We start from the raw sequence: 9,429 nt of genomic DNA on the forward strand, positions 1-9,429 counted from the left end.
GTTTTTATTTAATCAACAGTATAAAAAATAGCCTAACTCTGGTGCGATCTAAAACCTTGCCAATATGTCTTCGATCGAATAGCAGATGTAGGTAGGGTGGATTTATATCATTTTTGTTTCGCACGCATACTACCACTATAAGTTTTGGAGCAAGGGCGATCGCTATCTCTATTTATGTTAAAAAATATTTCTCATAGTTCTAAGAGTGATTGCAGAGCAAGCGATCGTCTTTTTCCACTGCTATGTTATTTTTCAGATAATCTTGCACCAGAGAGCAACTATAAGTTAGTGCATTCAGGTTGAGAATACGTTGCAAATTCCACAAAATGAGTGTGTTGTCATCACCCCCTGAAGCTAGCAAAGTCCCGTCAGCGCTAATAACAAGTTCTCTAATCGCTGCGGTATGTCCTTTTAGGGTTGTTATTTCTGTACCATCAAGTTTCCAAAGTTTGATAGTAGCATCTACGCTACCAGAAGCAAGTATTTTTCCATCGGGAGTAAATGCAACTCCCCAAATTGCAGCACTGTGACCTTTGAAAGTTTTCAGCAATTTGCCCCTTCGGGGTTCGCCAGTCGCCTGCAGAGGGAAACCCTCCCGCAGCGCTGGCTCACCATTTAGCGTCCACAGCTTAACGGTATTGTCGCCACTTCCAGTAGCTACCATTTTACTGTTAGGACTAAAGACAACTCTCCATACTGCCGCCGAGTGTCCTACAAGGGTGCTAAACAACTTGCCATCCAATGTCCATAGTTTAGCAGTACCATCACCACTGGCTGAACCAAGAAAGCGACCGTCTGGACTAAATTCGATGTGCCAAACTTCCGCCTGATGTCCTTTAAGAATTTGAGGTGCAGACCGATCGCGATGCCATATTTGAACAATCTTGTTAATATTTGCCATTGCGATTGTACGTCCGTCGGGACTCAATACTGCTGTTAAGAGCTTACTTTGAGAATCGTTATAAGTAGCAACATTAGTGCCGTCTGGCTTTTTGAGTTTTACGCTATCATTATCAATGCCAAAAGCAATTAACTTACCATCTTTACTGAATGAAACCTCAAAGACTATGTGCCCAGGTTCAGTTAAGGTTTTGAACAGCTTGCCTTGGCGACTCCAAAGTTTAACAGTATTTTCGTGGCTAGCTGTAGCAATGGTCGAACTGTTGGAAGCGATCGCGATTGACCAAATCCCAACTTTATGGGCAATAATAGATTTTTGAAATGGGTTCTCACTCTGCCAAAGTCTGACAACATTTTCTGTGCCTGCTGAAGCAATAAAGCTACCGTCCTTGCTCCAAGTCACTCCCCAAACGGACGCAGTATGTGCTTTGAGCGTTCTCAGTTCTGTACCATCAATGTTCCAAAGTTTAATCGTTTTGTCGAGACTAGCAGAGGCAATAGTCTGACCATTGGGACTGAAGGCGACTCCCCAAATCCCGGCACTATGACCTGTAAGAGTTTTATACTGGTGGTAGCTTCCATCTTTGCTATCTCGCTGCCAAAGTTTAACAGTTTTGTCCTCACTTGATGAAGCAATGGTTTTACCATCAGGACTGAAAGCTACTCCGACAACCCAACCAGTATGACCTAAAAGAGGTTGTAGTGACTTGGCATTTTGCCAGCCTGAAGTGTCTCGTTTCCAGAGTTTTACTGTTTTGTCTAGATTTGCGGCAGCAACGATTTCACCATCGGGACTCCATGCAATTCCCCAAAACCCCTGTTTGTAACCTTGAAGCGTTCTTAACAGCTTCCCGTCTCGCTTCCAGAGTTTCACCGTTGTGTCAAAACTGGCAGAAGCAAGGAATTGACCATCAGGACTCCATGCAACTCCCCAGACTGAAGCTGTGTGACCTTTGAAAGTTCTTAGCAGCTGACCCCTTCGGGGTTCGCCAGTCGCCTGCGGAGGGAAACCCTCCCGCAGCGCTGGCTCACCATTTAGCTGCCAAAGTTTAAGAGTACCATCTTCACTAGCCGAGGCGAGTCTCTGACCGTCGGGGCTAAAAGCGATCGATCTAACTGTTGCGGTATGACCTTTGAGAGTTGCAACTTCTGTACCGTCACGCCGCCAAAGTTTAATTGTTTTATCTACACTTGCTGAAGCAATCAGAGAACTGTCAGGACTAACATCCACTGCCAGAACAGCTGCTGTATGACCTGAAAAACGATTATATTCATCTGCCCCATACACAGCTTGCCGCAGTACATTTTCTACCTGACGCTCAATATTTATGTTTGTAATGCCTAACTTTTGCAGTCTTTTTTTGGCTTTGATGGCTTCTACAAGTGCATCTAAGTGACGGTTTGAAGCAAAAAGTCCCTCAGAAGAAGATACAAGCGCTTTAATTTCACTGTTTCTAGCTTGAGTTTCGCTTTCTTGAGTCTGGCGATACAAAGTGAAAGTTCCTATTCCCAAACTAATAGAAATGAGCAAGCCAATACCTACTGCAACTAATAGATATCTCTGCAATAAAGCTGTTCTTTTTTCTTGCAGGAGTCGTGCTTCTACTTCTAGTGCCCGTGCTGCTTCCAATGCGGTTTGCACTTCACGCCTGTCGCATTCAACACTTGCAGCGAAAAACTGATAATCCAAATCGCTGAGACTTTTACCCTGAGACCATTTTTGGGCATCTCTCAATGCCTGCCCTCGCAGTAAACGCGATTCATCTTGATAGTTTGAGATTACCCAAGCATTGAATGTCTGCGAGTAAGGACGAAGATTATCTAATTGCCTTACCACCCATTCGCTATTGAAAACATGGCGGTAAATGGGATTTTTAATTTTGAGATAGCTATTGTGTTTCTCCACTAAACCAGATAACAATAGTTCTGTTTGTTCTCGACTATCATCAGTTGGAACAGGAGAAAGAAGACGCAAAGAGTTATTAGTGTCTTCTGTGTTTGCGTCTGTGCGTCCTTGTATCCCTGTGTCTCCGTCTTCTCGCATCCCCGCATCCCCACGTCTCCGCGTCCCCATGTCCTCTACTGACTCTGCTTGCAACACCTGCTGATAAATACCTAACAACCGCCCTGCCTGTTGTTGGTTGAATAGAAGGCGATCTCTGATAGTACGCAGATGTTCCGGTTCGTCTTGTGACTGCCAATTTTGAATAATGTATGTTTTGACTAATTGCTTCACCCACAATGCTTCTGTACCTGGAGGAAGGGTAATTATTCCTGTAGGAGTTTCAGAAGCAACATAGGTAATTAAGTCACAGAGTTTTTGTGTCAGAAACGGTTGTCCGCCTGTCCAGTGAATAACTTCTTGCAGTATTGCTTGTGGTTGACTGACTACTGACTCTAATCCTCCAAGCAGGGGCATAGCTTCATGGAGTTCAAAACCCTGTAACTCAATTGCTTTTCCAAGGTTAAAGGGCGTGCGGCGTTTATCAGCAATCAAGTCAGAGGGACTTGCTACACCAAATAGTGCAAATCCCAAGCGCTCGAAGTTTGAGTTTTGCGATCGCAGATTATAGCACTGACGAATCCAGGCAAAAAAGTCGTTAATTGGGAAACTTAAACTCAGTAGGCTATCAATTTCATCAATAAAGATGAAAATATGTTCGCTGTTGACATTTGGTAATAAAACTCCTTCGACAAACAGGTGCAGTTTTTGCACTGAGGAAATACCTGCTTGCATCTCCCACCAACGCTTAAAGTTGACCTGTTCGGCTAAATTGAAGCTGTAGAACAAGCTGAGAATAATCCCTTTGTACCATCGCTCTGATGTAGTATCTTCGATACCCAAACGAGTCATATCCAAGTAAACACAGCTATGTCCTTCTTCTCTAAGACGATAACTTGTACGCTGCAGTAAGGATGACTTGCCCATCTGACGAGAGTTTAAGACATAACAGAAATTGCCAGATTTTAAGCTGGCATAAAGTCTTTCGTCTGCTTGACGGGTAACATATGTCGGATCGTCACTGCGGAGGCTACCCCCTACTTGATATTTCATATTTGAGTAGGATTATCAAATCAAGAGATTAACATAATGATTGGCATTTTTTAGATAACTTATTAAAAGTGAATATTATAAATATGATAGCACAGCTTTATACAAGGATTTTGTCAATTTTAGGTCAAATATTTACTATTATTTTTTCATAAATTAAACAGTTTAAGCCCACTGCTAATAAGCATTGAACTTATATTTTTATAAAGCAGTTATCGATAGCTATTTTGCAAAATATCTGCGTTTTCACAAATCATTTAGAACTGCTATGTGATTAATTACTAATCATTACCTCGCCGAACTCAAATCTACTTATTCATCGCTCGAATAAAGTTGCTCTAGTTTAATATTGATTACTTAATGTTAATATTTATCAAAAAAATTTTGCTTAAATGTCTTAAATGTCTTAAATGTCTTAAATATTTTATAATTACTTCTTAACTGTCCTTGCACACCTATTTAATTACTGATATATATTTAATTGCAAAAGTAATTTCCTTCAAAGAAAACACCATGTCTGCAAACACAATCAAAAGAGTAGATGTCGCAAAGGATAATTAGCAAGTATTAGCATTTGGAATTCTCCCTCTACTCCAGCACAAATGCAGACCAAAAAATCGATAAGTTGTGTAATCTGTTGGGCTAAATTCTGATTAGAAAATTTCTTTTAATTTAGCGATCGCTTTATCAGTCATGTTTTCACCTAAAATATAAGGATTATAGGTAAGTACAATGGATGAACTCGTTAAAAAAATTGCTGGTTTAGGTCTTCCTGGTATACTTTTTGTGATTGCAACGGCTACATCAGGGGGTAGTGTCGCAGCAGTTGTCGCTATGCTTTCATCGCTGGGCGGGCCTTTGGGTGTCTTAGGAGGTTTGGGCTTACTAGGACTGGTAGGCATTTTAGCAGAATATATAGCAGGATTTGGAGTTGAAAACATTCTCAAGCTCATCTATACAGAACGTAGCAAAACTGAATCTGTAAGATTTATTTTTAAAGAAATTCAAGAGTTACCCATTACAGACGACCTAAAACTCAAACTGAAACATCACATTCGCCCGATACTTTTTATTGAGTCTGAAGAAGTCCCAGTTCTGAAAACAGTCGAGGTTGTTGATGAGGAACAATTTACCTATTAAATTTTATTTGACTCTCCCTAGTCCACCTTATTAAGGGAATTTAGGAGGCTCGAAAATTTTCGACTGCCAACAATAAAACTTTATTCAATCTCTAAAAACAAAATGGTCTCTGAGTCTAATTTTATTCTCAAAGGTCATTTCAAAATTCCTAGTCTAATTAATAGCGGCTACATATTGAGAATATGCAAATTCCATCTGTGCGCGAGCAAAACGCAACAAATCCTTTTTCAGCGTTAACTCAATTTTGGGAGGATGTGAAAGTAGTTGCTCAACCTTATTGGTATCCGACAAAAGCAGAAGGAAGAGCATTCACAGATGTGATTAGTTCGTGGGGAATGCTTATTCTCCTAGTAGTATTAATAGTCGGAGTTGTAGCGGCAAATGCAGCAAATAGCTACTGGAATCGCTATGTAATTGATATTGTTATTGAAGAAAGAGACCTTGCTAAATATAACAGTACTTTATGGCTGTCCTGTCTAATTGTTATACTGATGGTTCTCTTGGTAACTTTCTTGAGATATATCAGGAAGAAAATCACTCTTGATTGGTACAAATGGTTAAACAATCATATTTTAGAAAAATATCTGAGCAATCAAGCTTATTATAAGATAAATTTTCAATCTAATATAGATAATCCAGATCAACGTTTATCCCAAGAAATAGAACCTATTACTAGTAGTGCTTTAAGATTTTCATCTGCTTTATTAGAAAAAGTTTTGGAAATGGGAAGTGCTGTAATAATTCTCTGGATAGTTTCCCCAGAAATTGCAATTTATTTAGTAATTTATACAATTATAGGTAATATAATAGCAGTTTATGTGAATCAAACTATAAATAAAGTTAATCAAGAAGAACTTGCGTTTAAAGCAGACTTTGCTTATTGCTTAACTCATATTCGTAATCACGCTGAATCGATTGCTTTTTTTCAAGGAGAAGAAAAAGAATTACATATAATCCAGCGTCGATTTAATAATGTTCTGGAAACCGCTGAACGTAGGCTAAGTTTGGAAAGAGGACAAGATGCTTTCGGCAGAGCATATCAGTCTGCCATTGGTGTATTTTCGATGTTTATCCTCACTCCTTTATTTATTCAAGATCGAATTGATTTTGGAGAAATTAATCAAGTCAGTTTTGCTTGCTTTATGTTTTCTAATGCTCTGGGAGAGTTAATCGGTGAATTTGGGATTGCAGGGCGTTTTTCTAGTTATGTACAGCGTTTAGCTCAGTTTTCAGGTGCGCTAGAGGCTGTTAGTAAAGAACCAGAGCATGTCAGTACTATTAAAGTCATAGAAGAAAAACGTTTGGCTTTTGAGCATGTTACTTTACAAACACCAAATTATCAGCAGGTTATTGTTGAAGACTTGTCACTTTCTGTCCAACCAGGCGAAGGATTACTAATTGTTGGCCCTAGCGGTAGGGGTAAAAGTTCTTTGTTGAGAGCGATCGCAGGTTTGTGGAACGCAGGAACTGGTCGTCTGGTGCGTCCTTCTCTAAAAGAAGTATTATTCTTACCCCAACGTCCTTACATCATTTTAGGGAGTTTACGCGAACAGTTACTCTATCCACATACAGATCGCAAAATGAGCGATCGCGAACTCGAACAAATTTTACAACAAGTTAACTTGCAAAATTTACTTACCCGTGTTAAAGGCTTTGATGAAGAGGTTCCTTGGGAAAATATATTGTCGTTAGGAGAACAACAACGCCTTGCTTTTGCCCGACTATTGATTACACATCCTAGTTTCACTATCTTAGATGAAGCGACGAGTGCTTTAGATTTGAATAATGAAGCTAATTTATATCAAAAGTTACAAGAAACCAAAACAACTTTTCTCAGCGTTGGTCACAGAGAAAGCTTATTTAATTATCATCAATGGGTATTAGAACTTTCACAAGAATCAAGTTGGCAGCTTGTTTCTATAGAAGATTATCTGCTGCAAAAAGAAATTGCTATTAAACCAGTTGAAAAAGAGCCAAACACAATATGTATCTCACCTAAAAATAAATTCCAACTAGAATCAGAACCTTCAGCAGCGACAGCCACAATTGTAGGGCTTTCTCATCAAGAGCTGCAAACATTAACAAACTATTCTCTTACCACTATCAAAACCAGAGCAAGTCAAGGAAAATCTGTCACTACAAAGGATAATATAACCTACTACTATAACAACGATCCGAAGATATTGAAATGGGTAAAACATTGAGCACATCTTTTTGTGTTGACTGTTGACAGTTAACCGTTAGCGGTCAACGAACCTCACGAGCAATCGTCTATTTGAACCTAGAATTCCCGGAATTTGATTCAGGTGGATATGTCAACGAATGTTGCACTAGCCAGCAATGTAAGCCTACCATCAAGAGCGCCAACGGCAGCATCAAAATTGGAATAATCTCTAAACCTACCCAACTAGCAATCCAGCCTGCTCCAGTAGGTACGATCGCTGCGCCAAAACTGGCAGCACTAGTGGCAAAGCTAACAGCCGCAGGAACGAGAGGGTCTGGCAATCGTTGAGGGAGTAACCAAATGGTGGCAGGAAAGATTGCTGCCAGCCCAAATCCGATTAAAGGTAAACTAATCCATTGCTGGGGCAGTTGCCACCAAGCAAGCAATCCAATTATTGTAAGAGTGAGCGACATACTGATTGTGCGAACTGCCCCCAGCCATTGCAAGAAATAACCTAAGATAAAACGTCCCAATGTTAATCCTAGCCAGTAGGCACTAACGCTGTAACCAGCAATCAGCGTGGGAGTGTAACGAGCAACGGATTGCACAGTGTATGCCCAGTTGCCAACGCAGGCTTCGATGCCAACATAAACCAGCAAAAGTAGTCCACTTAGCAGTACTATCGGAGTTTGGAGCGATCTGCCTAGATTTTCTAGCGCAGTTGTATTGGATGCCGATACTCGTACTGTCATTGGTGTGTATTTGTAGATAATTACGCCTAGCACACTTACAATCAAGAGGCTGACAATCCCGGCTAACACCCAATAAATTTGTCGCCAATTCATGCCTACTGCTAATAAAGTAGTGGCGATCGCAGGCCCTAAGAGTGCGCCTACACCATAAAAAGCATGAAGCAAACCAATCAGACTGGCACTGCGGGAATCTTGCACAATGTAAGTATTGATCCCTGCATCAATCAGTCCAATCCCCAATCCTAACTCTGCTCCGGCAGCAACCATAAGAAACCAAGAGGGTGAGGTGGCATAAATCGTCAGCGCCATCGTTAGCGCACCCGCAGCAATCAATAGCATTCGAGCTAACCCCAGTCGGTTACTCACAAGACTGCTGGTGAATGCTGCTAGAATGTAGCCGCTAATTTGACTGACAAACAGCAGGGTAACGGTTGCTGGAGTCAGGTGATATGTAGATACAATGGAAGGCAGAAGAACTCCTAATCCTGCTTCAGCGATACCAATAGCAATAAAGGCATATAAGGCGATCGCCACCCCAATCCATGAAGGTAGTAGGGTGCGTTGATAGTCTCTCATTGGCTGGGAACGCTCCTAGAGCAGACAATTTGGCTGCTGAGATTTACTCATTGACATCCTCAAAAATAACTTCAACTCGGATTCAATATGTAAAGCGCCAAGCCCTGTGAAGAGATTGACGCTTTAGCAAATTTTATCTTTAGGGTCTTTATATCAGCTGACCCCATTTAATTAACAAAACTTATTTTTTGTATAAGTTCTCATACATTGAACAAGGTTATGTAATATTTTAGATTTTCTTTAGATTTGGAAATTATGCTGAAATCAAACTGTATACGGTATTGAGCCGAGATCCTTGTAAAATTATGCCAAATAGTCTAAAAACTACTGCTATGTCTAGCTTTTAGCCATTTCTAAAAAATTTTTGCTACACTAAAAAGCATGAATATACGGTTGACAGAGGATGGGATTAAGCAACTTTAGCATCAGTTCCTTAGCGTACAATTTTTCCGTTTTGGGTGCCCAAATTAAGGGACTACTGGATTAAACGGCAAGAAGCTAAAGCCAAATCCGAATTAATCAAAAGTAGACAGAAGATAGCCCAAAAGCAACAATATGTCTGTCCTGTTTGCGGGAAATCGCTTTTTATGATGAAGAGTCACATCTGGGCGTATCTAGCGTTTGGGGGAGGGGGAACTAACGTGCCAGACTCCGTAGCAAGTGGGAAGATATCTGTGTGGCTAAGACTTCAGGTTCTAGGTTTTGATTTTGGACAACGAGTAGATCGTAAAGAGTCCAATTAATCGTACCAATAATGCTGTTAATAGTAATTTGAACATTAAGTGCAGGTGGATTGAGGAATATCCCTTGAGCAATACCATCTTCAATAATGGTCAATAAAATAT

The 9,429-nt window shown here is 40.4% G+C and carries 5 protein-coding genes; 2 read left to right on the top strand and 3 right to left on the bottom strand.

Annotated elements, in window-relative coordinates:
- Positions 1 to 199 precede the first annotated feature (199 nt).
- Positions 200 to 3,955: a WD40 domain-containing protein gene (locus I8752_RS01745; protein WP_214430607.1), complete on the bottom strand. Its 3,756-nt coding sequence runs from the start codon at positions 3,953 to 3,955 to the stop codon at positions 200 to 202.
- A 729-nt stretch (positions 3,956 to 4,684) separates the two neighbouring features.
- On the opposite strand from I8752_RS01745, the gene I8752_RS01750 reads away from it, so the two are divergent.
- Complete coding sequence (locus I8752_RS01750; protein ID WP_214430608.1) at positions 4,685 to 5,092, top strand: hypothetical protein; 408 nt, start codon at positions 4,685 to 4,687, stop codon at positions 5,090 to 5,092.
- 182 nt (positions 5,093 to 5,274) lie between these two features.
- Positions 5,275 to 7,296, top strand: a complete 2,022-nt coding sequence (locus I8752_RS01755) for an ABC transporter ATP-binding protein/permease (RefSeq protein ID WP_214430609.1) — start codon at positions 5,275 to 5,277, stop codon at positions 7,294 to 7,296.
- 67 nt (positions 7,297 to 7,363) lie between these two features.
- On the opposite strand, the gene I8752_RS01760 is transcribed toward I8752_RS01755, so the two are convergent.
- Positions 7,364 to 8,584, bottom strand: coding sequence for an MFS transporter (locus I8752_RS01760; RefSeq protein WP_214430610.1), 1,221 nt, complete (start codon positions 8,582 to 8,584; stop codon positions 7,364 to 7,366).
- Between the two features lie 636 nt (positions 8,585 to 9,220).
- Positions 9,221 to 9,429: hypothetical protein (locus tag I8752_RS01765; RefSeq protein ID WP_214430611.1), on the bottom strand; the 209-nt coding region annotated here is incomplete at its 5' end.

It is taken from the genome of Dendronalium phyllosphericum CENA369 (assembly GCF_016056275.1).
GTDB classification, from domain to species: Bacteria; Cyanobacteriota; Cyanobacteriia; order Cyanobacteriales; family Nostocaceae; genus Dendronalium; species Dendronalium phyllosphericum.

Bases quoted from the DNA above. Each gene is read 5' to 3' on its own strand.
- I8752_RS01745 (WP_214430607.1), bottom strand. From the start codon at position 3,955: ATGAAATATCAAGTAGGGGGTAGCCTCCGCAGTGACGATCCGACATAT.
- I8752_RS01750 (WP_214430608.1), top strand. From the start codon at position 4,685: ATGGATGAACTCGTTAAAAAAATTGCTGGTTTAGGTCTTCCTGGTATA.
- I8752_RS01755 (WP_214430609.1), top strand. From the start codon at position 5,275: ATGCAAATTCCATCTGTGCGCGAGCAAAACGCAACAAATCCTTTTTCA.
- I8752_RS01760 (WP_214430610.1), bottom strand. From the start codon at position 8,584: ATGAGAGACTATCAACGCACCCTACTACCTTCATGGATTGGGGTGGCG.